Raw genomic sequence first — 20,819 nt, forward strand, 5'->3', positions numbered from 1 at the left:
CATACACTGTCTGAGCAATGAGCAGTTCACTTCGGACACGGTGGTGATAGCGTTGGGATATCCGGTTGAAGGCGGAGGCAGCGGCGCAGCGTTCGCGCTCGTTATGTTCGTATTGCTCGTCATCATTCTGCGGGTCGGCTTCTACTAATCGATATGGCTTAAAAAATGGCCTCGAAGGGGCGACTGTCGCCCCCTCAAGGCCATTTTAACGTTTTCCGCAAGGTCGCACGGCTGCTTAGCCCAGCCATCCGTTGCGCTCCGCGATCAAGGTCGCTTCGATCCGATTTTTGGCATCCAGCTTCTGAATCGCCTCCGACAGATAGTTGCGTACCGTACCGTGCGACAGGAACAGCCTCGACGCGATCTCGCCCGCGCCCAGCCCTGCACCGGCCAGCTTTAGCACCTCCCGCTCCCGTTCGGTGAGCGGATTCTCCGCATCCCACAGCTGTACCGCCAGCTCGGGACTGACGGCGCGACCGCCGCCATGAACCGAGCGCAGCGCAGCGCCGAGCTCGTCGATCGGCGAATCCTTTAGCAGGAATCCTTTGACCCCCGCCCGCATGGCCCGCTGAAAGTAACCCGAACGCGAAAATGTCGTCAGAATGACGACCTTGCAAGTATGCTTCGCGTTCTTAAGACGTTCCGCAACGTCTAGCCCCGTCAGCTTGGGCATTTCGATATCCATGACGCAAATGTCTGGACCAAGCGATTCGATCATCTGAAGCGCCTGCTCGCCGTCCGCCGCCTGGCCGACCACTTCGATGTCGTCCTCGAGATCGAGCAACGCGCTGAGCGCGCCTCGCAGCATGCCCTGGTCCTCCGCGACGATGACTCTCATATGCCCGTCGCCTCCTCATCTTTCGTTTTTTCCACCAGCGGCAGCTTAATGGTCAGTTGCGTTCCCGCTCCCGCTTCCGAACGCCATTCGAGCTCTCCCTCGATAAGGCGCAGCCGCTCCCGCATGCCGCGCAGGCCGGAGCCTCCCGCTTTCTCCCGTTTGTCGTCAGGCGGACAGCCGCGACCGTCGTCGCTCACCGTCATTACGATGCCCGAATCATCCTTGGCCCACGAGATTCGGCACGACGACGCGCCGCTGTGTTTGACCGCATTCGTCACCGCCTCCCGCAAGCACATCGCCATCATGTTGTCGACGAGCGGCGGCAAGTCCGCCAGACGGTCCTCGCCCCGCACCTGCAGACGGATGCCGGCAGCTTGCAGCAGCTGGGACGCATGCGAAGTCTCCTCCCTCGTCGTAGCCGCGTTCATGCCGGATACGAGCTCGCGCAGCTGCTTTAGCGCAGCCCGGCTCGTATTTTGCACATCCCGGATTTCGGCCGCTGCCCGTTCCGGATTTTTGGCGATCAAGCGTTCGGCCAGCTCGCTCTTCAGCGTGATAAGGGACAAGGTATGCCCGAGCGTATCGTGGAGATCCCGCGAGATGCGCTGACGCTCCTCGCTTTTGGAGAGCCGGGCGATCTCGTCGTTGGCCAGCGACAGCTTGTTTTTAAGCTCGTTCGAGCGCCTGGTCAGCTGCATGCCGAACGGCACCGTCAGCATGATCAGCATCGCGGGCAAATATTGAAAAATATCGGTTTCGTTTTCGTACAAGCCAAAGTAAACCGCGACCGCTCCGAGCAGCGCAAGCATCGCACCCATGCCCGCGAATCGCTTCCAGCGGACGTTCAACGTGCCGACGAGCGGCGATGGATAAAAGGTCAGGAACACGAAGTTCTCCCCGTACAGCCAGCAGAAAACACCGACCATCGCGAGCAGCAGCAGGGCGGCGGTAAACCGGAACCGGGGCGCCTTGAAGCTGTACAAGTAGGTGCCGACGAACAAGCCCAGCAGCAGCAGGCTCGGGATCATTTGCGCGGCAGGCATGCTCAGAATCGTTTCAAGCGGAAATATCAAATAGACGAGCCATATCAGGGAAAAATAAAGGGGCGGCCCGTTGCGAGCCTGCCCGCTTTTTTGCTTCATGCTACACCGCTTCCTGCTTTTTCATAATATAGGAAGATAATATCACGAAAACGAGAGCGTACGCAGCCAGTATTCCAATGCCGGCCCAGTCGGGATGCCCGCCTCCGACCAGGTTCCAGGCGCCCTGGCCGACCCGATAGGTCGGCAGCCACTTCGCGATATTCTGCATGACCTGCGGAAACGTGCTCGTTGGCATCCACAGGCCGCCCATGACAGACATGCCCAGATACAGGATCATGCTGAGCACCTGAACCGCATCCGCGTTTCGCATCGAACCGACGAGCGTAGCGAGCGCCATAAAGGCGAAGCCGCCCAGCCAGATCCACAGCCCGCTCTCGAGCCAGACCGCAGCCGGCAGATCGATGCCTTTGGTCAGCCCTGCCACTGCGAACACGAGTACGATAATTACGAGGTTAATCAGCGCTTGGGCCACGATCTTGGACAGTACGTAAGAGCCCGAGGGGAGCGGCGTAATCCGCAGCAGACGGATCCACCCCTGCGCCCGCTCCTTGGCGATGCGGGGCGCGAACGAGGTGAGGCTTGCGCCGATGACGCCGTAGGAGGTCATGGACATCAAATAGTACGGAATCCAATCCGTGCCGTCGATCGTCGCATCCGCATTCATCGTACCGGTAAAAATGAAGAAAAAGGCGATCGGCATAATGACGGAGAAAATGACGAAACGCTTGTTTCTCGCCGTGCGCAGCATTTCCGATTTGCACTGAGCCCAGGTCGCGCGCGCCGTCTGATTCATAGGAACAGCTCCTTCTATCTTTGAATATGGGTCGTGGTACTGTACTTATTCCGCCTTGCGCACGAGCGCCTGGAAAGCTTCTTCCAAGCCTCCGCTGCCGATCTCGATATCCCGCATATCCGTTCGCCTGGCGATCAGCTCGGCGATCAGCCGGTCCGTATCCTCGCTCATCAGCTTCACGCGCCTGCCGCTGCGGCTGAGCTCCGTTACGCCGGGAATATCGCGCAGCTCCTCGTCGCTTGTCCGCTCGCCAGCCGTGAACGAGATGATGCGCCCCGTCGTACGGGCTTTGATCTCGCTCGGCGAACCGTCCGCAACAATTCGGCCGTCGCTCACGACGACGATCCGGTCCGCGATGCTGTCCGCTTCCTCCAGATAATGCGTCGTCAGCACGATCGTCTTGCCCCGGTCCGCCATCTTCCTCACCGTGTCCCAGAAAAGCTGACGCGAGGTGACGTCCATGCCGACGGTCGGCTCGTCTAGGAACAGCACCTCCGGATCGCCGGCAAGCGCGAGCGCGAATCCGAGTCGGCGCTGCTGGCCGCCGGAGAGCGCGGAAGCCATCTTTCCCCGTTCCGATTCGAGCGCGGAGATCCGCAGCAGATCGGCGAGCGGGAGCGGCTTGTCGTAGTAGCTGCGGAACAGCTCGATCGTCTCGGATACCTTCAGATTGTCGATGACGCTCACTTCCTGCAGCATCGCGCCGATTCTTTTTCGCACGCCAGCCTCGCGAGGGTCGCTCCCCAGCAGCTTGACCTTCCCTTCCGTCGGCTGCAGCAGGCCGAGGATCATTGAGACCGTGGTCGTCTTGCCGGCGCCATTTGGCCCCAGCAGAGCGAGCACGCTGCCCTTGGACACGCGAAGCGACAGCCCGTCGACCGCGCGTTTGCCTTTATATACTTTGCTGACCCTATCGAGTTCGATGACATGGTCCATCCCGTCTTCCTCCATTCGTCTAACCGCTAGAAACATTGTATCGTTCGGAAAACGGTTCATGCACTCACAAGCGTAATCTTCCTGGCATGACAACTGTCATATGAAACGTGTTGCCGTCCATGCCTCGCATGCCTTCCCATCCTATGCTTGAATTAGTACAATAGGGAAGTCAGGCCAGCTTGACCGGTCCTCAAACTCTATATGGCAAAGGAAAATGCGAACCCATGATCATCCAACCGAAAACTCGCGGCTTCATCTGCACGACCGCGCATCCGGACGGCTGCGCTATCCAGGTTCAGCGTCAAGTGGAATATGTGAAAGGCAAGCCTGCCATCAAGGGCCCGCGCAATGCGCTCGTTATCGGCGCATCGACCGGCTACGGCCTCGCTTCCCGCATCGTCGCGGCCTTCGGCGCCGGCGCGAATACGATCGGCGTCTACTTCGACAAGGCCGCCGAAGGCGCCCGCACGGCCTCGGCCGGCTGGTACAACTCGGCTGCCTTCGAAGAGGCCGCTTCCGAAGCCGGCCTCAAGTCGTTCAGCATCGTCGGCGACGCCTTCTCGGACGAGATTAAGGACAAGACGATCGCCACGATCCGCGAAGAGCTCGGTCAAGTCGACCTCGTCGTCTACAGCGTCGCTTCGCCGCGCCGGACCCACCCGAAGACGGGCGAGACCTTCTCCTCCGTCATCAAGCCGCTGGGCGGCACTTACACGAACAAGACGGTCAACTTCCACACAGGCGAAGTATCGCTCGCTTCGATCGAACCCGCCACCGAGGAAGAGGTTGACCAGACGGTCGCGGTCATGGGCGGCGAAGACTGGGAGATGTGGATCGATGCGCTGCGCGAAGCCGGCGTTCTGACCGAAGACGCAACGACCGTCGCCTATACGTATATCGGGCCGGAGATCACGCATGCCGTGTACCGAGAAGGAACGATCGGACGCGCCAAGGAGCATCTGGAGGCGACTGGGCTTCGCCTGAACGATCGGCTGTCTGCGACCGGCGGGCGCGCGTTCGTATCGGTGAACAAGGCGCTGGTCACCCAGTCGAGCTCCGCCATTCCGGTCGTACCGCTCTATATTTCCGTGCTGTACAAGGTGATGAAAGAAAAAGAGCTGCACGAGGGCTGCATCGAGCAAATGTACAGGCTCTTCTCCGAGCGGCTGTATGGCGGCGGTGAGACCGCTGTGGATGAGAAAGGACGTATCCGCATCGACGATTGGGAGATGCGTCCCGAGATTCAAGCCGAAGTCGAGAAGCTGTGGGCGGCGCTCTCCACGGATAACGTTTACGAGCTGTCGGACCTTGAAGGATACCGCAAGGAGTTTTTCCAGCTGTTCGGATTCGAAACCGGGGCCGTCGATTACGAGGCGGAAGCCGAACCGGACGTGGCCATCGCGAATTTGCGCTAGACGACAAAGGGAGCCCCTCGTTGGGCTCCCTCTTTTCATGAAGCTAATGGATGATGCCGATAAAGGCCAGATCAAAGTGCGTGCCGCCGCAATCCGGTTTGTTGCCGTGAATGACTTCGAGTTCGACCTCATGCCTGCCGCTCGGCAATTCGTCGGTTATCGTCTCCAGCTTGAGCCATCCGGCCGGCCCGCACCAGACAGGGCGCTCCCTGGACGTCTCCTTCCATTCCCCGCCATCGATCCGGTACCGGCACTCTGCCGAATTTTTGCCGAAGTCGAACGCCAAGGCAAGTCCCCTTCCCTCGAACGAAAAAGCCAGCTTCGCTCCGACCGCCGACGTCGACAGCGCACGGTCGATCCATTCCAGCGTCACCCATCGTCGAATGGACCACGGCCCTTCCGTCCGCACCTTATCGAACGGTACGAACGAAACCTCCTGCCAATGCCCCGGATCCAGCGGCTTGGGCAAGCCTGCGGTTGCTGCCGTATCTGCCCGTCCCGCCAGCCCATCCCCTTCTACGAGTGCCGTTTGTAAATATCCGATGACGCTCTGGCCGTAGCTGTAGCTGCCCCGTTCCGTCGGATGGAGTCCGTCAGGAAGCCATTCCTCCCAACGGAGGTAGCCCGCCTTCACCTCATTAAACGCATGCATGCCCATCCACACGGAGCTGAGGCCGTAATGCGCCGCCAAAATCTCGAACTCCTCGATGCTGGGCGGCATATGTCCCTCCGACATCGGTCCGTACATGTCCTGGCAGTATGTATAAACCAGTACCACATCGGTCGTTCCGCTCGCAAGCAGCTGCCGCAGCAATCCTTCGCGCGTTTTTTTCCGCCGCTCGGTCGCTACGCCGTTGTCGTTAACCGCAAACTCTACGAAAACGAGATCGCAGCCCCGATCGATGAGATCCCGCTTGGCACGGAAAGAAGCGAGATCGCTTCCTGTCGCGCCGATGCCTGCATTCTCCACAGCTACGCGGACCTGCGGATAATTCGCCACCAGCCAGCGCGTGACCGGCTCCGGCCAATTGTGTCCGGCCCGTTCGTCCGTAATCGATCCGCCAATATATCCGACCGTCAGTCCGCCTTCCGCCAGCTTGCGCTTTGTGTTCGTCAATGGTCCGCGAATGCGGACGATTTCCGGCTTGCTCGCTGCCCCCGTTCCCACTCGATCGCTCCCCTTCTTATTTTGCTGTTCGAAGTTATTTTAACAGCATGGCGACTATTGGCAACCGTTATTATTGCGAATTTTTATCTCGTCCTTGTTTAATCTCGCCAAATTGGGTAATAGAAGATATCCCCTTACGATATGGAGGTCATCACAATGGTACTCGTACTCGGAATCCTAGCGGTTATCGTAGCCATCGTACTTTGGTTGGCCAAAGCAGCGGTCGAATTCGTCTGGTCGTTCGGCGGCATCGGTCTGATCGTACTGATCATCGGTCTCGTCCTTCTGTCCCGCGGCCGCAGAAACGCGTTATAACCACTCTACTTAGAAGAAGCCGCCGGCTTGAGCCGGCGGCCTTTTCGTGTCCAATCGTAGAGGTGTTCTCCGCGGCTTCTCAAGCTGCCGCTCGTTATGGCTTTAGAGTAACTTTTTGCCCTTTCAGCACCGTTTAGATTGGTTCGCGAGGCTGTAGAGTAGCTTTTTGCCTTACACCACCCGTTATATCGTATCAAGAGCCCGCGGATTTAACGCATGAAAAAACCACCTTCCGAAGAAGGTGGTTCTCACTGCTGCGCTTTGGCCTGGCGACGTCCTACTCTCCCAGGACCCTGCGGTCCAAGTACCATCGGCGCTGGAGGGCTTAACGGTCGTGTTCGAGATGGGTACGCGTGGGACCCCTCCGCCATGACCACCAGACCTACTGTGCGACGAGTGTCGTACAGATTTGCAGCTTCACAGAGCTTGCGCCCTGAAAACCGGATGCGAAACGAACCTGCGCTTAGAAATGCTCTTACCTGTGCGGCTTGCCGTTTGTTCCTCGGAAGGAACAGTAGGATAAGCCCTCGACCGATTAGTACTCGTCAGCTGCACGCATTGCTGCGCTTCCACCCCGAGCCTATCAACCTCGTGTTCTCCAAGGGGTCTTACGAATTGGGAAATCTCATCTTGAGGCGGGCTTCGCGCTTAGATGCTTTCAGCGCTTATCCCTCCCGCACTTGGCTACCCAGCGATGCTCCTGGCGGAACAACTGGTACACCAGCGGTGCGTCCATCCCGGTCCTCTCGTACTAAGGACAGCCCCTCTCAAATTTCCTACGCCCGCGACAGATAGGGACCGAACTGTCTCACGACGTTCTGAACCCAGCTCGCGTACCGCTTTAATGGGCGAACAGCCCAACCCTTGGGACCTACTTCAGCCCCAGGATGCGATGAGCCGACATCGAGGTGCCAAACCTCCCCGTCGATGTGGACTCTTGGGGGAGATAAGCCTGTTATCCCCAGGGTAGCTTTTATCCGTTGAGCGATGGCCCTTCCATTCGGTACCACCGGATCACTAAGCCCGACTTTCGTCCCTGCTCGACTTGTAGGTCTCGCAGTCAAGCTCCCTTATGCCTTTGCACTCTTCGAATGATTTCCAACCATTCTGAGGGAACCTTGGGGCGCCTCCGTTACGCTTTAGGAGGCGACCGCCCCAGTCAAACTGTCCGCCTGACACGGTCCCTTCACCGGATTCACGGTGACAGGTTAGAACCTAGATACGATCAGGGTGGTATCCCAACGGCGCCTCCATTGAAGCTTGCGCTCCAACTTCTTAGGCTCCCACCTATCCTGTACAGACCGTACCCAAGTTCAATATCAAGCTACAGTAAAGCTCCATGGGGTCTTTCCGTCACGTCGCGGGTAACCTGCATCTTCACAGGTACTAAAATTTCACCGGATCTCTCGTTGAGACAGCGCCCAAGTCGTTACGCCATTCGTGCGGGTCAGAATTTACCTGACAAGGAATTTCGCTACCTTAGGACCGTTATAGTTACGGCCGCCGTTTACTGGGGCTTCGGTTCACAGCTTCGGGTTGCCCCTAACCGCTCCCCTTAACCTTCCAGCACCGGGCAGGCGTCAGCCCGTATACTTCGCCTTACGGCTTCGCACAGACCTGTGTTTTTGCTAAACAGTCGCTTGGGCCTATTCACTGCGGCCCCCTCGGGCTATTCACCCTACCGAGGCACCCCTTCTCCCGAAGTTACGGGGTCATTTTGCCGAGTTCCTTAACGAGAGTTCTTCCGCGCGCCTTAGAATTCTCTTCTCGCCTACCTGTGTCGGTTTGCGGTACGGGCACCTTCTCCTGGCTAGAGGCTTTTCTCGGCAGCGTGAGCACGGAACCTTCGGTACTGTAATTTTCCCTCCCCATCACAGCTCAAGGTATTAGTGTGCGGATTTGCCTACACACACCCCTCACTGCTTGGACGAGCTATTCCATCAGCTCGCGTTCTTGCCCTCCTGCGTCCCCCCATCGCTCGTAACGGATTACGGTGGTACAGGAATTTCAACCTGTTGTCCTTCGACTACGCCTTTCGGCCTCGCCTTAGGTCCCGACTTACCCTGAGCGGACGAACCTTCCTCAGGAACCCTTAGGCTTTCGGCGGACAGGATTCTCACCTGTCTTTTCGTTACTCATACCGGCATTCTCACTTGAATGCAGTCCACCGGTCCTCTCGGTCCGACTTCAACCCGCATTCAACGCTCCCCTACCCAAGTACCAAAAGGTACATGCCATAGCTTCGGTGGTGTGTTTAGCCCCGTTACATTTTCGGCGCAGAGTCACTCGACCAGTGAGCTATTACGCACTCTTTAAATGGTGGCTGCTTCTAAGCCAACATCCTGGTTGTCTTCGCAACTCCACATCCTTTCCCACTTAACACACACTTGGGGACCTTAGCTGATGATCTGGGCTCTTTCCCTCTTGACGACGGATCTTAGCACTCGCCGTCTGACTCCCGAGCATACATCCATGGCATTCGGAGTTTGACTGGACTTGGTAACCCTTGGCGGGCCCCGCACCCAATCAGTGCTCTACCTCCATGATGCTAAATCTCGAGGCTAGCCCTAAAGCTATTTCGGGGAGAACCAGCTATCTCCGAGTTCGATTGGAATTTCTCCCCTACCCCCACGTCATCCCAGAGCTTTTCAACGCTCACGAGTTCGGGCCTCCAGTAAGTGTTACCTCACCTTCACCCTGCACAGGGGTAGATCACCCGGTTTCGGGTCTACGACTACGTACTAAAGCGCCCTATTCAGACTCGCTTTCGCTGCGGCTCCGTCTCTCCGACTTAACCTCGCACGTAAACGTAACTCGCCGGTTCATTCTACAAAAGGCACGCCATCACCCCTAGATCGGGCTCTGACTTCTTGTAAGCGCACGGTTTCAGGTTCTTTTTCACTCCGCTCCCGCGGTGCTTTTCACCTTTCCCTCACGGTACTGCTTCACTATCGGTCGCCAGGGAGTATTTAGCCTTGGCAGATGGTCCTGCCGGATTCCCACGGGGTTTCTCGTGTCCCGCGGTACTCGGGATCCGTCTCGGAGGGAACAGATTTTTGGCTACAGGGCTTTTACCTTCTATGCCGGGCCTTTCCAGACCTCTTCGCCTAACCTGCTCCTTTGTAACTCCATGTGAGACGTCCCACAACCCCTGAGAGCAAGCTCTCAGGTTTGGGCTAATCCGCTTTCGCTCGCCGCTACTGACGGAATCACTCTTGTTTTCTTCTCCTCCAGGTACTTAGATGTTTCAGTTCCCTGGGTGTGCCTCCTTATGAGCTATGTATTCACTCATAGGTGACTGGGCATGACCCCAGCCGGGTTTCCCCATTCGGACATCCCCGGATCAAAGCCTGCTTACGGCTCCCCGAGGCAATTTCGCTGTTCGCCGCGTCCTTCTTAGGCTCCTGGCGCCTAGGCATCCTCCGTGCGCCCTTAATAGCTTAACCAATCGCTCCGCATGGCCGATTTCAGCGCGTTCTCCCATCAACCCGTCTTCCCGTTTGTACGGTAAGACCGATTGTCGAAAGGCGACTTCAATTCGTCCATGCTTCGCTCTTAGCAAACTACACAAGGCAAATGCATGAGAATTTCTAATTTGCGCATTTTCGTTTCGCTATCCGGTTTTCAAGGTGCAAGCAAGTGATCGTAAGATCAGCTTGCCGAAGGATTTCTCCTTCAAAACTGAACTCGAGCGATTAAAACAACGGACTTCGTATTGCCCCGAAGGGCTCCTTAGAAAGGAGGTGATCCAGCCGCACCTTCCGATACGGCTACCTTGTTACGACTTCACCCCAATCATCTACCCCACCTTCGACGGCTGGCCCCCTTGCGGGTTACCCCACCGGCTTCGGGTGTTGTAAACTCTCGTGGTGTGACGGGCGGTGTGTACAAGACCCGGGAACGTATTCACCGCGGCATGCTGATCCGCGATTACTAGCAATTCCGACTTCATGCAGGCGAGTTGCAGCCTGCAATCCGAACTGAGACCGGCTTTGGTAGGATTGGCTCCGGATCGCTCCTTCGCAGCCCGTTGTACCGGCCATTGTAGTACGTGTGTAGCCCAGGTCATAAGGGGCATGATGATTTGACGTCATCCCCGCCTTCCTCCGGTTTGTCACCGGCAGTCGATCTAGAGTGCCCACCCAAAGTGCTGGCAACTAAATCCAAGGGTTGCGCTCGTTGCGGGACTTAACCCAACATCTCACGACACGAGCTGACGACAACCATGCACCACCTGTCTCCTCTGCCCCGAAGGGAAGGCCTATCTCTAGACCGGTCAGAGGGATGTCAAGACCTGGTAAGGTTCTTCGCGTTGCTTCGAATTAAACCACATACTCCACTGCTTGTGCGGGTCCCCGTCAATTCCTTTGAGTTTCAGTCTTGCGACCGTACTCCCCAGGCGGAGTGCTTAATGTGTTAACTTCGGCACCGAGGGGTGGACCCCCCCAACACCTAGCACTCATCGTTTACGGCGTGGACTACCAGGGTATCTAATCCTGTTTGCTCCCCACGCTTTCGCGCCTCAGCGTCAGTTACAGTCCAGAGAGCCGCCTTCGCCACTGGTGTTCCTCCACATCTCTACGCATTTCACCGCTACACGTGGAATTCCGCTCTCCTCTTCTGCACTCAAGTCTCCCAGTTTCCAGTGCATCACGGGGTTGAGCCCCGCACTTAGACACCAGACTTAAAAGACCGCCTGCGCGCGCTTTACGCCCAATAATTCCGGACAACGCTTGCCCCCTACGTATTACCGCGGCTGCTGGCACGTAGTTAGCCGGGGCTTTCTTCTCAGGTACCGTCATCGAATGTGCAGTTAACACATCCTTATTCTTCCCTGGCAACAGAGCTTTACGACCCGAAAGCCTTCCTCACTCACGCGGCGTTGCTCCATCAGGCTTGCGCCCATTGTGGAAGATTCCCTACTGCTGCCTCCCGTAGGAGTCTGGGCCGTGTCTCAGTCCCAGTGTGGCCGTTCACCCTCTCAGGTCGGCTACGCATCGTCGCCTTGGTGAGCCGTTACCCCACCAACTAGCTAATGCGCCGCAGGCCCATCCCAAAGCCACAGCTTGCACCGTGTTTCTCAGCAAGATGATGCCATCTCGCTGCCTATCCGGTCTTAGCATTCGTTTCCGAATGTTATCCCGGTCTTCAGGGCAGGTTGCCTACGTGTTACTCACCCGTCCGCCGCTAACTTAGTTTGTAGCAAGCTACAAACTAAATCCGCTCGACTTGCATGTATTAGGCACGCCGCCAGCGTTCGTCCTGAGCCAGGATCAAACTCTCCATAAAGGGTAGTTCAATATAGCTCATTTCATTGCTGGTATAACTTTTGCTTCCGCCTCGAAAGGCTTCAGCGTCCGTTTGTTTTAACGCTCGATGTTCAGTTTTCAAGGAGCAATCTCTTAAAGCTTGTCTGCTTCGTTTCCGAGGCAGGAATTAGATCTTATCATAATCTCGCGACACTTTGCAACACTTTTTTTTTCAACTGTTCAAAATTCAGAATATGTATTCCTTCATTTCGAATCGCGTTTACTTGGCGCTGCAAAAGGCACAAGAAGTAATTTAACACATACAAGTTCAATTGCGCAACTCCTTTTTTTCAAAAACTTTTCCTCTGCCGAATCAGACCAGAATGCGTAAGGAATGAGCAAATATCGAAATAGCGCTTCCTCCGTTCGATGCTATGCTGAAACCAGAGTCGGAATCAACCTTCTTTTCATTAGAAGAAAGCGAGGCGAGAAGCTTTTGTCCTATCTATCGTTAAGTACCTGGAGCCTGCACCGCCTGCTCGGCCCGCTACGGTGGACGACTTGGGATGGGGTCGGCGAACGGCATATCGTAAACGAACAAAGCCAACCACAAGTACTCGAGCTGCTGCAATTGCCTGCCGAAGCCGCCAGAAGAGGAGATACCGCCGTAGAGATTTGTCACTTTCACTTTCCGAGCACGGACCCTGCTTACTTAGATGCGCTTCAAGCGTCCTTTCGTTCTGCCGGTGTCCGCTTCGATACGCTGCTGCTGGATTACGGAGATCTGACGTCGAAGGATCCGAAGAGGCTGACCGAGGACTTGGCTTTGATGCGCCATTGGATCGACGCGGCGGCGCTCGGCGGAGCCAGGCAAATACGAATCGTCGCCGGCGAAGCGCACGGATCCGACAATACGGCTCTGGCGCAGTCAGCTAAATACTTACTTGAATTGGCAGCGTACGCAAAAGGAAAACGTGTCTCCGTCATAACAGAAAACTTCAAAGCGCTGACGGCCACGGGCGATCATTGCCGCGAGCTTGCCAGGTTGACCGGGTCCGAAGTGCGCTGGATAACGGACTTCGGCAATTTCTCGGGCGCGCGCAAGTACGATGAACTCGACATCATCCTTCCTCTTAGCGTGTCCGTGCACGTCAAAGCCCAGTATGACGAAAAGGGCATGCCCGATCGCCCGGAATTCGAGCGATGCCTGGATCGAGCGATCGCAAGCGGCTTCGACGGGGCGTACGTATTGATCTACGATGGCCCGGGTGACATGTGGGAAGGGCTTGCGCGAATCAAGACGATCGTCGAGACCCGGCTGGAAGAAGCGCAATAAACAAGTTGCCCCGCATGCTTGGCATGCGGGGCGGTTAAACAGCGATTTTATAAAACTCGTTTAGCGGTCACATATCTGGCCTTCCAATAGGTGCTGTTCATGCTCGATACGGTGACGCCTTGGCTAGTGCTGGCATGAAGAATCTTGCCGTCTCCGGCGTAAATGGCAACGTGCCCGATCCAATTGTTGGAGGAGCTGAAAAAGACAAGGTCGCCGACGCTGAGCGAAGCCTTCGTTACCTTGGTGCCTTTAGAGGCCATGGCTGCAGCCGTACGAGGCAGCGCCGTGCCTTCTTTGCCGAAAATATATTGTACGAACGACGAGCAATCGAATGCGGATGTCAATCCGCTGGCGGCGCCGTACACATAAGGCGTGCCTATGTATTGTTTGCCGAACGAGAGCAGTGCGAGCGATTCTTGTGTTGCGGCGGAAGCTTTCGAAGTTCCGAGCGCGGACGCGCCTCCAAAAAACACGCCGGCGGCAAGGACGGCAGCGACGACAGGTTTGACCAGCTTACGTACGTTCATAGGTTAAGATCCTCCGTGCAATCGTAAGTTATTCTTGCTTGGGATTGATCTTAACACATCTGAATCACCCTCTTTTTCCCAAAAAGAACGCAAATCCGCGGAAATCGCCGCTCAAACGCCGATTGTTAAAATAGCGTGAGAAAACATTAATGATAAAAACCGCCGGGAATTGTTCCCGGCGGTTCGTCCCTTAGCGTCGATCGTCGCTCGATTGGCGCGAACGCATGCCAGCAAGGCCGAGCAAGCCCAGCAGACCGAGCCAGCCCCAGTTCGAGCCGCGACGAGTCTCGGTAGTAGCCTTGGCTCTGTAAGTGCCGTCCGTCGAACGTGTGTGGTAAGTGCCGCCCGTTGTCGGCGTGTTGTACCCGGTGTAGCTGCGAGCGTTATACGTGCTCGAAGTCGTGCCGGTGCCGGAATAAGGGCTGACCGTCCCCGTCGAATACGAACGGTAGCCGCCCATCGTGCCGCCGGTGCCCATGCCGGAGACGCCCGTATCGCCCGTGCCGTACATGCCGGTAGTACCATGGGTACCATAAGTTCCGGTCGTGCCCGTCATGCCGTAAGTTCCGGTGGTGCCATACGTCCCAGTAGTACCATACGCCGAAGGAGTCGGCGAAGGACTCGGTACCGCCGTCGAATACGAAGTGGCGTAGGCCGGAACGGCCAACATCATGGACAAGCAAGTGCAGGCTGCTGCTTTGCGGAGCGTCGAATTCAAAATGTGTTCCTCCTCGGGAATGGGATTGACAAGTCCAAGCGCGATTGCCCTTGTAATGTCCCTCGCATTGCCCGCGCGCATACCGTGAGAAAACTGCCATTCCGATCAATCAAGCCCTGCTTATGCAGCAACACACAAAAAAGTACCGGAATTTATTTGAACGCGCTTAGCGGCACCGCAAATTCCGGCATGCCTGCAGCGTACGGCGTATATTCGTATTGCTCGAAGTAAACGACGACGGCTCCGTTTTTCATGAAGAAGGGTCGGTCTGCTCCAATTGTTTTGAAAGGCACCAGCAGTTCCAGCTTACGTTCTTTGATCTGTGTCTGGATCGCGCGATTAATGATCGACACATAATCCGCGCTGCCGCCTGCGACATCTTTAAGCGTAAGCAATTTCCCCGTTTTCAGGTCAAACGTATAAGGGACGCGTTCCGTTCCGCCGTGCGCTCCGCCCAAATAAATATAATAATCGACGTACAAGCTAAGCAGACCGGCTGATTTCTGAGCGATCGTATAGATGCCCTCATACTCGACCGGCGGGATGTTCGTATCCGGGTAGCTTTTCTCGGCATCCGCGTTATCTTTTGCCGCTTTTTCAAGCGTTTGGCGGCCGGACGCCGCGTATTTTTCGGCATCGGCCTTCAGCTTGGCGTTTATTTTTGCTTGCGCCTCCTGATTTTCGAAGCCGGAGAATACTGGATAGGAAACCGTCAGCGACAGCTTAGTCGCCGCATGCGTCAGCTGCTCCGTCTTCCAGGACAGGCCGTTCTCGGCGATCGGCGTTATGGATACCGTCTTGGAAGCAGCGTCATAGCCGATGCTGTAACCGAAGCTCTCCAGGACGAATCGCAGCGGTACGAAGGTCGAGCCCGCTTGAATATAGGCAGGCGAGGCGTAAAGACGCTCTCCGTTGAGCCGATATTCCGAAGAGGGAGTCAGCTGCATCGTACGTCCGCGTCCGGTCAGCGTCGTTATCTTTGTTTTCGGATCCCAGGACGTGCCGATGCCGAGCCGGTCGTTCAACGAACGAAGGCCGATATAAGATTCTCCATTCACAAGCGCAGCCGGCAGAAAAACCTTTTTGCCTTCGATCGCAAAAGGCCGCGCGGAAACTTGAAGCTGCGTGGCGGACACAGCGGCGCCGGCACGGGCGTCTCCGTTAATGCCCGCGAATCCGGCGACCGCCAACATGGCGGCAATCGCGGCGATTTTAGTCCGGCGCAGCACGAACGAATCGGTTGCTTTGCGAGTCTTAGCCATAAATGCGGCCTCCTCTGGTTGGGTTTGTATGCCTTTACGCCTTTACCCCACATTGCCCTTGGAAGATCAGGTTCCGTTAAAAAGAAGTTCGATAGATGGCTTTGTTCTCGAGTCCCCTGATCATCGGCGTCCAGGATTCGCCTTCGGGAAGCGCGCTCAGCGCATCCTCCGCCATTTGCAGCTTGGCGTCGAGCGAATCGATGAAGTGCAAGGCGATGGCTTCGGCCGTCTGCGGCTGTACGGGGCTGCCCCATTCGCCCAGATTGTGATGCGATAGAATCAAATGCTGCAGGGCGACGACCTTCGGCGAATCGGCCGGAATGCCGAGCTTGAGTGCCGCCTCGGTCACCCAGGTCGAAGCGAGAGCGATATGGCCGATCAGTCTGCCTTGAAGGCTGTATTCGGATACGATGCCAAGGCTTGCGGTCAGCTCCTCGGTCTTGGCGATATCGTGCAGCAGAATGCCCGCGCGAAGCAGATCGGCGTTCAAGAACGGTCGCTGACGGCAAATAAACTCCCCGATTTCCAGCATGCGAACGGTATGATAGGCCAAGCCCGAATAATAGTTATGATGATGGGTTTTGGCCGCGGGGTAATGCGATAATTTGTCCCCCACCTTCGACAAGCAGTACTCGACGAGTCCGCGCAGCTCCATGTCCGAGATCTCGGAGGCCGTCCGCTCAATCGTGCGTACCAGGTCGACGGCGGCGATCGGCGCAGACTTGATAAAGTCGGCTATCGCGACGCCGTCTTGATCCACCGCCAGACGAATCCGGTTGATCTTGATCTGGAGCTTCTCCCGGTAGAGTTGGACGACGCCCTGCACTTTAACCAGTCCCATCGGCGCAAAAAGACTCTTTTCGGCGGGTGAGACATCCCAATACTTCGCCGGCAGCTGTCCGGAAGCATCGCACAGAACGATGTCGAAATAATCCTTGGCGGGCGTTCCGTTCGTCTGCTTGACTTCAAATTCTCGCAGCAGGTAGAAGCCGACGAACTCGCTTCCGCTGCTCATTTCCCTGATTAACGTCACGTTGTCATCCCTGCTTTCCTTCTCTTGCAGACAGTATAGCAGAATCGCCGGAACCCTACTAGGAACTGGAAATGGCGGTCGTTTCATGATTGATCTATCTAATAGACGACGCGGCGACGCAAAAAGTTGACGGCATTCGCGATGTTTGGAGAAACCCGGTGTTGGCTAATGAAAGATAAAAGGAAAGGAGCTGACAGGCCATGCCGAACCAACATGTAGTGCCTCACGAGAAAGGCTGGGCGGTGCGCGGAGAAGGCTCGAGCCGGGCGGAGCTTGTAACGGATACGAAGCAGGAGGCCGTCGAAGCGGCGCGCAAGCTGGCGAAGGAGCAGCGTTCCGAGCTTGTCGTTCACGGTAAAGACGGGCGTATTCAGACCAAGGACAGCCACGGCCACGATCCCTATCCGCCAAAGGGCTGACGAGCCGCCTCCCGCCCCCGCGCCGGTCATAAAGCGTGCTTGAGCCAATTGCGGGACGTACGAGGAAAAAGAAAAACGGGACGCGGCAGATCAAGCGATCTGCTGTCGTCCCGTTTTTGCGGAGCGTATCCTTTTGCGGATGGGTTGCCGTTATACCATCACCTTGCAAATATCGTTGGTGAACTCGACCGGATCCTCGATCGGCAGTCCTTCGATAAGCAGCGCCTGATTGTACAGCAGCGCCGTGTAAAGGCCCAGCTTTTCTTTGTCGGACTCGAACGCGCTCTTGAGCGATTTGAATACGTCATGATGCGTATTGATCTCGAGCACCTTGTCCGCCTTGACGTCCGGGTTGTTCGGCATCATGCGCAGCACTTTTTCCATCTCGATCGTCACTTCGCCCTCGGTGGACAGACAGACCGGGTGCGACCGCAGCCGCTTGGAAGCCTTGACGCTCTTGACCTTGTCCCCGAGCAGCTCCTTCATCGCGCCGAACAGCCCTTCGTTCTCCTGCTGCTCCTGCTGCGCTTCCTTGGCCTCGTCCTCGGTCTCAATGCCCAGATCCCCGCTCGAGACGCTGCGGAATTCCTTTTCCTTGTACTTCATGATCATCTTGATCGCGAACTCGTCGATATCGTCGGTGAAGTAAAGAATCTCGTAGCCCTTGTCCGCAACCAGCTCGGTCTGCGGCAGCTTCGCGATTCGTTCGTTCGAATCGCCGGTGGCATAGTAGATATACTTTTGATCCTCCGGCATCCGGGACACGTAATCTTCGAGGCTGACCAGCTTCTTCTCTTTGGAAGAGTAAAACATCAGCAGGTCCTGCAGCGCGTCCTTATGCATGCCGTAGTCGCTGTAGACGCCGTACTTGAGCTGACGGCCGAACGCCTGGTAGAACTTTTCGTACTTCTCCCGGTCGTCCCGCTGCAAGCGCGTCAGTTCGCCCTTGATCTTGCTCTCGATGTTCTTGGCGATCAGCTTGAGCTGGCGGTCGTGCTGCAGCATCTCGCGGGAAATGTTGAGCGACAGACTCTCGGAATCGACCATGCCCTTCACGAAGCTGAAGTAGTCGGGGAGCAGGTCTGCGCACTTGTTCATGATGAGGACGCCGTTCGCGTACAGCTCGAGACCCTTTTCGTATTCCTTGGAGTAATAATCGAACGGCATGCTCTCGGGGATGTAAAGAATCGCCTGGTATACGATCGCGCCGTCCGCGCTGATATGGATATGCTTAAGCGGCTTGTCGAAGCCGTAGTGCTTTTCGTTGTAAAAGTTCTCGTAGTCCGCATCCGTAAGTTCGCTCTTGTTTTTGCGCCAGATCGGCACCATGCTGTTCACGCGTTCTTCCTCGGTGTAGGACTCGTACTCGCTTTCCGTGCCTTCCTTGAGGCGGCTCTTGGTGGCGTTCATCTTGATCGGATAGCGAATGAAGTCGGAGTACTTCTTGATAATCGAACGAAGACGGTACTCCTCGAGATACTCGTCGTAGTTGTCGTCCTCGGTATTGTCCTTGATCTTGAGCGTGATCTCCGTGCCGACCTCGTCCTTGGAGGCAGGCTCGATCGTATAGCCTTCGGCGCCGTCGGACTCCCACTTGTAAGCGGTATCGCTGCCAAGCGCGCGGCTCACGACCGTGACATTGTCCGCCACCATGAATGCGGAATAGAAGCCGACGCCGAATTGGCCGATGATGTCGTGCCCTTCCTTGGACTCGTTCTCCTGCTTAAAGGCGAGCGAGCCGCTCTTGGCGATGACGCCCAGATGCGTCTCCAGCTCTTCCCGGGTCATGCCGATCCCCGTGTCGCGAAGGGTTAGCGTGCGTGCGGCTTTGTCAGGAATGACTTGAATATAGTAGTCGTCTTTGTTGAACACGAGCTTGTCGTCGGTAAGCGCCTTGTAATAGATCTTGTCGATGGCGTCGCTCGCGTTCGAGATCAGCTCCCGCAGGAAGATCTCCTTCTGCGTATAGATGGAGTTGATCATCATCTCCAGCAGCCGCTTGGATTCGGCCTGGAAAGGTTTCTTTTCCATCGCTCTACTCTCTCCTTCAATCCTGCGCGTAGTGTTAGCACTCTCTCGCCGAGAGTGCTATTTTCCTTCTTTTTTATAACACTGGAATCTCGGTAAAGTCAATACGAATCCCGTCGGTTAGTCTCCGGCAAGCTCGCGCTGGAAGGCTGCGATTGCCCGGTATTCGTCCTTCAGGCTTCGCGATACGCCGATAAAGATCGGCAGCAGCTTATGATAAACCGCCGCGTGCGCCGGATCGGGCGCATGCCGGTGCGTGGCGCCGACCATGCCGGCCGCAACGTTCAGCGAGCCGATCCTTCCGGTCGCGTACAGGCCGAGCACGGCCGCGCCGAGGCAGGAGCTCTCGAAGCTCTCCGGCACGATCAGCTCCTGGTCGAAAATGTCCGCCATCATCTGCCTCCACAGCGCGGACCGCGCGAACCCGCCTGTCGCATGAATGCGTCTGGGGCGCCCGATTCGTTCTTCTACGGCGAGCAATACAGTATATAAGTTGAAGATGACGCCTTCAAGGACGGCGCGCAGCATATGCTCCTTGCCGTGATGCAGCGTGAGTCCGAAAAAAGAGCCTCGCGCGTTGGCATCCCAAAGCGGGGAGCGCTCGCCGGTCATATACGGATGGAAAAGGAGGCCTTCGCTGCCCGGCCGCACCTTGGCCGCGATGTCCATGAGCAGATCGTTCGGATCCATCTTAAGCCGCTTGGCGGTCTCGGATACCGACGATCCGAACTCCTCCCTGGCCCACCGCAGCAGAACGCCGCCGTTGTTGACCGGGCCTCCGATCACCCAGTGTCGCTCGGTGAGCGCGTAGCAAAACGTGCGTCCCTTCGGGTCTGTCGCCGGACGGTCGGTCACGGTCCGGATGGCGCCGCTCGTGCCGATCGTCGCGGCCACGACGCCTGGCTCGATCGCGCCGACGCCGAGATTGGACAGCACGCCGTCGCTGGCGCCGACGATAAACGGCGTGTCCGCCGCAAGCCCCGTCTCCCGCGCGTAAGCATCGTTCAAGCCGGCGAGCTTATAAGTCGTCGGCACGAGCCGCGACAGACGATCCGCGGTCACGCCTGCCGTCGCGAGCGCTTCTTCGTCCCAGTCCAGCCGCTCCAAATTCATCAGTCCGGTTGCCGACGCGATCGAATGATCGACGACGTATTCGCCGAACAGCTTGGCAAATATGTATTCCTTGATCGAAATGAACCGGCGCGCGGTCCTGAACAGCTCGCTCTGCGATTCGCGCAGCCACATCAGCTTGGTCAGCGGAGACATCGGATGGATCGGCGTGCCCGTTCGCAGGTAAATCGCATGGCCCGTTCCGTCCTCCCGCAGACGCTCCGCCCATGCCGCGCTGCGGTTGTCCCCCCACGTAATGCTCCGGGTGAGCGGGAGGCCCTCGCCGTCCACTGCGATCAGGCTGTGCATCGCCGAACTGAAGGAGACGAACAGCACGCGCTTCGGATCGACGGCGCTCCGGTCCAACACGCCCCGAAGGGTCTGAAGCACGGCCCGGAAGATCTCGTCCGGATCCTGCTCGGCAACGACGGGCGAAGGCGTATAAAGCGGATATTCCACCGTAGCCTGCGCCGCGACCTTGCCGCTTTCCTCGAACAGCACGGACTTGGTGCTGGTGGTGCCGATATCGACGCCGATCATGTACATGGAGGCATGCATGGCGCAACCTT

General features: G+C 57.0%; 16 protein-coding genes and 3 rRNA genes. 5 read left to right on the forward strand and 14 right to left on the reverse strand.

From position 1 onward, the window contains the following. The first annotated feature begins 52 nt into the window (after positions 1-52). Entirely contained in the window at positions 53-148 is a 96-nt protein-coding gene (locus tag KB449_RS17710; protein WP_286672224.1) for a sporulation protein YjcZ, read from the forward strand. An 87-nt stretch (positions 149-235) separates the two neighbouring features. On the opposite strand, the gene KB449_RS17715 is transcribed toward KB449_RS17710, so the two are convergent. The 4 genes from KB449_RS17715 to KB449_RS17730 are packed head-to-tail and all read right to left on the reverse strand — an operon-like array spanning position 236 to position 3,670. Further along, positions 236-838 (reverse strand): response regulator transcription factor, encoded by a 603-nt coding sequence (locus KB449_RS17715; RefSeq protein WP_282909634.1) that lies wholly within the window; start codon positions 836-838, stop codon positions 236-238. Then, complete coding sequence (locus KB449_RS17720; RefSeq protein WP_282909635.1) at positions 835-1,980, reverse strand: sensor histidine kinase; 1,146 nt, start codon at positions 1,978-1,980, stop codon at positions 835-837. The genes KB449_RS17715 and KB449_RS17720 overlap by 4 nt, the downstream gene beginning before the upstream one ends. A 1-nt stretch (position 1,981) precedes the next feature. Then, positions 1,982-2,734, reverse strand: coding sequence for an ABC transporter permease (locus KB449_RS17725; RefSeq protein ID WP_282909636.1), 753 nt, complete (start codon positions 2,732-2,734; stop codon positions 1,982-1,984). A 45-nt stretch (positions 2,735-2,779) separates the two neighbouring features. Beyond that, entirely contained in the window at positions 2,780-3,670 is an 891-nt protein-coding gene (locus tag KB449_RS17730; RefSeq protein ID WP_282909637.1) for an ABC transporter ATP-binding protein, read from the reverse strand. Positions 3,671-3,894: 224 nt separating this feature from the next. Here KB449_RS17730 and fabV point away from each other — a divergent pair, with 224 nt between their 5' ends. Further along, positions 3,895-5,085, forward strand: coding sequence for an enoyl-ACP reductase FabV (fabV, locus tag KB449_RS17735; protein ID WP_282909638.1), 1,191 nt, complete (start codon positions 3,895-3,897; stop codon positions 5,083-5,085). Between the two features lie 43 nt (positions 5,086-5,128). On the opposite strand, the gene KB449_RS17740 is transcribed toward fabV, so the two are convergent. Continuing rightward, positions 5,129-6,253, reverse strand: coding sequence for an SGNH/GDSL hydrolase family protein (locus KB449_RS17740; RefSeq protein ID WP_282909639.1), 1,125 nt, complete (start codon positions 6,251-6,253; stop codon positions 5,129-5,131). 156 nt (positions 6,254-6,409) lie between these two features. Here KB449_RS17740 and KB449_RS17745 point away from each other — a divergent pair, with 156 nt between their 5' ends. Then, entirely contained in the window at positions 6,410-6,568 is a 159-nt protein-coding gene (locus tag KB449_RS17745) for a hypothetical protein (RefSeq protein WP_158543922.1), read from the forward strand. 264 nt (positions 6,569-6,832) lie between these two features. Here KB449_RS17745 and rrf read toward each other — a convergent pair. The 3 genes from rrf to KB449_RS17760 form a co-directional block, all read right to left on the reverse strand. After that, a 5S ribosomal RNA gene (rrf, locus tag KB449_RS17750) occupies positions 6,833-6,949 on the reverse strand. A 134-nt stretch (positions 6,950-7,083) separates the two neighbouring features. Continuing rightward, positions 7,084-10,014: ribosomal RNA gene (locus KB449_RS17755) — 23S ribosomal RNA — on the reverse strand. A 290-nt stretch (positions 10,015-10,304) separates the two neighbouring features. After that, positions 10,305-11,857 (reverse strand): 16S ribosomal RNA (locus KB449_RS17760). Together the 16S, 23S and 5S rRNA genes form the textbook arrangement of a ribosomal RNA operon. A gap of 456 nt (positions 11,858-12,313) precedes the next feature. Here KB449_RS17760 and KB449_RS17765 point away from each other — a divergent pair. Beyond that, a complete protein-coding gene (locus tag KB449_RS17765; protein WP_282909640.1) occupies positions 12,314-13,153 on the forward strand; it encodes a sugar phosphate isomerase/epimerase family protein in 840 nt (279 codons plus the stop codon). 47 nt (positions 13,154-13,200) lie between these two features. On the opposite strand, the gene KB449_RS17770 is transcribed toward KB449_RS17765, so the two are convergent. From KB449_RS17770 to KB449_RS17785, 4 genes are all read right to left on the reverse strand, one after another. Next, the gene (locus tag KB449_RS17770; protein WP_282909641.1) at positions 13,201-13,680 is read right to left on the reverse strand and encodes a C40 family peptidase; all 480 of its coding nucleotides are present in this window, start codon (positions 13,678-13,680) and stop codon (positions 13,201-13,203) included. A 190-nt stretch (positions 13,681-13,870) separates the two neighbouring features. Beyond that, positions 13,871-14,398, reverse strand: a complete 528-nt coding sequence (locus tag KB449_RS17775; protein WP_282909642.1) for a WGxxGxxG family protein — start codon at positions 14,396-14,398, stop codon at positions 13,871-13,873. 152 nt (positions 14,399-14,550) lie between these two features. Continuing rightward, entirely contained in the window at positions 14,551-15,660 is a 1,110-nt protein-coding gene (locus tag KB449_RS17780; protein ID WP_282909643.1) for a PdaC/SigV domain-containing protein, read from the reverse strand. Positions 15,661-15,736: 76 nt separating this feature from the next. Further along, positions 15,737-16,693 carry a 3'-5' exoribonuclease YhaM family protein gene (locus KB449_RS17785; protein ID WP_282909644.1) on the reverse strand — a complete coding sequence of 319 codons (957 nt, stop codon included), beginning with the start codon at positions 16,691-16,693 and terminating at the stop codon, positions 15,737-15,739. A 200-nt stretch (positions 16,694-16,893) separates the two neighbouring features. Between KB449_RS17785 and KB449_RS17790 the strand changes: the two genes are divergently transcribed. Next, the gene (locus KB449_RS17790; protein ID WP_282909645.1) at positions 16,894-17,112 is read left to right on the forward strand and encodes a DUF2188 domain-containing protein; all 219 of its coding nucleotides are present in this window, start codon (positions 16,894-16,896) and stop codon (positions 17,110-17,112) included. 150 nt (positions 17,113-17,262) lie between these two features. Here KB449_RS17790 and htpG read toward each other — a convergent pair whose 3' ends face one another. Continuing rightward, a complete protein-coding gene (htpG, locus tag KB449_RS17795) occupies positions 17,263-19,143 on the reverse strand; it encodes a molecular chaperone HtpG (protein ID WP_282909646.1) in 1,881 nt (626 codons plus the stop codon). A 117-nt stretch (positions 19,144-19,260) separates the two neighbouring features. After that, positions 19,261-20,808 (reverse strand): gluconokinase, encoded by a 1,548-nt coding sequence (gene gntK / locus KB449_RS17800; RefSeq protein WP_282909647.1) that lies wholly within the window; start codon positions 20,806-20,808, stop codon positions 19,261-19,263. Between the last annotated feature and the right edge of the window lie 11 nt (positions 20,809-20,819).

Source organism: Cohnella hashimotonis, assembly GCF_030014955.1.
In the GTDB taxonomy this organism is placed as follows: domain Bacteria; phylum Bacillota; class Bacilli; order Paenibacillales; family Paenibacillaceae; genus Cohnella; species Cohnella hashimotonis.

Coding starts and splice junctions, on each gene's coding strand:
- KB449_RS17715 (WP_282909634.1), bottom strand. CDS start 838: ATGAGAGTCATCGTCGCGGAGGACCAGGGCATGCTGCGAGGCGCGCTC.
- KB449_RS17720 (WP_282909635.1), bottom strand. CDS start 1,980: ATGAAGCAAAAAAGCGGGCAGGCTCGCAACGGGCCGCCCCTTTATTTT.
- KB449_RS17725 (WP_282909636.1), bottom strand. CDS start 2,734: ATGAATCAGACGGCGCGCGCGACCTGGGCTCAGTGCAAATCGGAAATG.
- KB449_RS17730 (WP_282909637.1), bottom strand. CDS start 3,670: ATGGACCATGTCATCGAACTCGATAGGGTCAGCAAAGTATATAAAGGC.
- fabV (WP_282909638.1), top strand. CDS start 3,895: ATGATCATCCAACCGAAAACTCGCGGCTTCATCTGCACGACCGCGCAT.
- KB449_RS17745 (WP_158543922.1), top strand. CDS start 6,410: ATGGTACTCGTACTCGGAATCCTAGCGGTTATCGTAGCCATCGTACTT.
- KB449_RS17770 (WP_282909641.1), bottom strand. CDS start 13,680: ATGAACGTACGTAAGCTGGTCAAACCTGTCGTCGCTGCCGTCCTTGCC.
- KB449_RS17780 (WP_282909643.1), bottom strand. CDS start 15,660: ATGGCTAAGACTCGCAAAGCAACCGATTCGTTCGTGCTGCGCCGGACT.
- KB449_RS17790 (WP_282909645.1), top strand. CDS start 16,894: ATGCCGAACCAACATGTAGTGCCTCACGAGAAAGGCTGGGCGGTGCGC.
- htpG (WP_282909646.1), bottom strand. CDS start 19,143: ATGGAAAAGAAACCTTTCCAGGCCGAATCCAAGCGGCTGCTGGAGATG.
- gntK (WP_282909647.1), bottom strand. CDS start 20,808: ATGCATGCCTCCATGTACATGATCGGCGTCGATATCGGCACCACCAGC.